Annotated in this window: 2 protein-coding genes; one reads left to right on the forward strand and one right to left on the reverse strand. The window is 63.6% G+C overall.

The features are described from left to right. Positions 1 to 306, reverse strand: a 306-nt coding sequence (locus EB084_24985; GenBank protein ID NDD31519.1) for a hypothetical protein, incomplete at its 3' end; no start/stop codon positions are given. Between the two features lie 29 nt (positions 307 to 335). Between EB084_24985 and EB084_24990 the strand changes: the two genes are divergently transcribed. Further along, positions 336 to 1,517 (forward strand): hypothetical protein, encoded by a 1,182-nt coding sequence (locus tag EB084_24990; GenBank protein ID NDD31520.1) that lies wholly within the window; start codon positions 336 to 338, stop codon positions 1,515 to 1,517. Positions 1,518 to 1,621: the final 104 nt, after the last annotated feature.

Below are 1,621 nucleotides of genomic sequence, written 5' to 3' on the forward strand. Positions count from 1 at the left end.
CGTTATCGTGAAGAGCCCCATGCTGAGGATCGCCGACTGACGCTCGCGCCCCGCGTGCAAAGAGAAATAGCTCGACGCGGCGAAAAGAGCGACCAGAATTACGTACGCAAAATCGTGGGATATTGAAGCGTCTCCGACGGCCCATGCGAAGCCTACCAAGAGCAGGGCCGCGATGGCTAAGCCCTCAAATGCCAAAGGAGGATAAAGCGGGTGCGCCGTGCGGCGCGCGTCTTTCCTCAGCAAGGACGAAGTCAACGGGAGAGTGAGGGGAATAAGCGCGCGCGCGCACGCAGCCAGCGCCTGCATCGTTTAAGATCTCTAGCAAAAATTTCGCAATGGCGCTCGGCGACTGGCACCCCGACTCCGTCCTCAAGTGCGCGCCGGAGCTCCTCGGCTCGTGCGCGAGGAAGTGCAGCTGCGACTTACGGGACGCCTTCGAGAGCGGACTGTGGGCTCAGCACCTGCAGGACCAGAAGAACTTTGCGGCGCCCGTGCAGGGAGTGCGTTTCTTCTTCTACCCCGAAGAATCCTCCTCGACGGACGCGGACAGCGTCTCTTTGCTGCGCGGGAGCAGAGGATATATCTGCGCCACGCCCAAAACAGCTCAGCTGGATGCCGATGGCGCGATTCGCATGAGTCTCGAAGCCGTCAAGGACGCGGTGCAGAAAGGCAAAGCGTGGGAGGCCAACAGAAAGGCGTACCTTCAGCTCGTGGCCGCGAGCGCGCCCGTTCCAGTACTGCACATGACCGTGGGCCGCCCCGCGGACAGGAGGTTCGGCGCTTCGGACTGCCTCCTGGGTCTCTTCGAGTGCGTGCACGTCGACGCGACGCTTCTTTCTTGCCTCTTGAGGCCTACGGCGTCTCCGTGCGGCTGCATCTCCGCGGAGGAAGCGCGCAGGCAGGCGGCCGAGGCGCTGGGCGGCGGAAGAGCCGTAAAGAGAAGGAGGCAGCTGTTCGTGTACTCGAACGCCGGCGCTCAGATGGGCCCGGCGGGCAGAGTGGCGCTGACGGGCGCGCACTGCAAGGACATCTACGTCTCCAGTCTGCAGCGCGCAGCCGGCACCGTGCGCCTGAACGCGTTCTGCATCTCGGATCCCGATGTTCTGGAGGAGCTGCGCCGCGCCGCCGCGCGCGGTGTAATAGTCCGGGTGCGATACGACTTCCGGCAGCAGTCCAAAACTCTGCCCATCTGCTTTGAGGAAGAGCGCTTTCGCCACGTCGAGGTGCACCCGGTCATCGTCAGCGAGGACGACAAGCTCCTCATGCACAAGAAAGAGCTGATCGTCGACGCGGAGAAACAGGGGTTCTATGTCACGGGCAGTTACAACCCCACGTCGAACGCGAGGGGGAGCCAGGAGAGCGTCTGCGTCCACGCGGACAGGGACGTGCTTCAGCTCCTGGCCGAGCGCTTTGACGCGGATTGGGCGCAGGAAGAGCAGAACTTAACTCGCGAGGTCACGGGCCCGCGCAGGAAGGCGCCAATATCGCTCGAAGACGGCCTCTCGCAGAGCTCGTAGGATTAATGCAAATGGAGGTAGAAGAGGCGCAGGGGCTTCCCCGCGTCGTTCTGGTGCCGCCGCGCGGTGTGAGCGTAGAGCGCGCGCGGGACAGCGACGCGGCA

The sequence above is a fragment of the Pseudomonadota bacterium genome (assembly GCA_010028905.1).
In the GTDB taxonomy this organism is placed as follows: domain Bacteria; phylum Vulcanimicrobiota; class Xenobia; order RGZZ01; family RGZZ01; genus RGZZ01.

Coding starts and splice junctions, on each gene's coding strand:
- EB084_24990 (NDD31520.1), top strand. CDS start 336: ATGGCGCTCGGCGACTGGCACCCCGACTCCGTCCTCAAGTGCGCGCCG.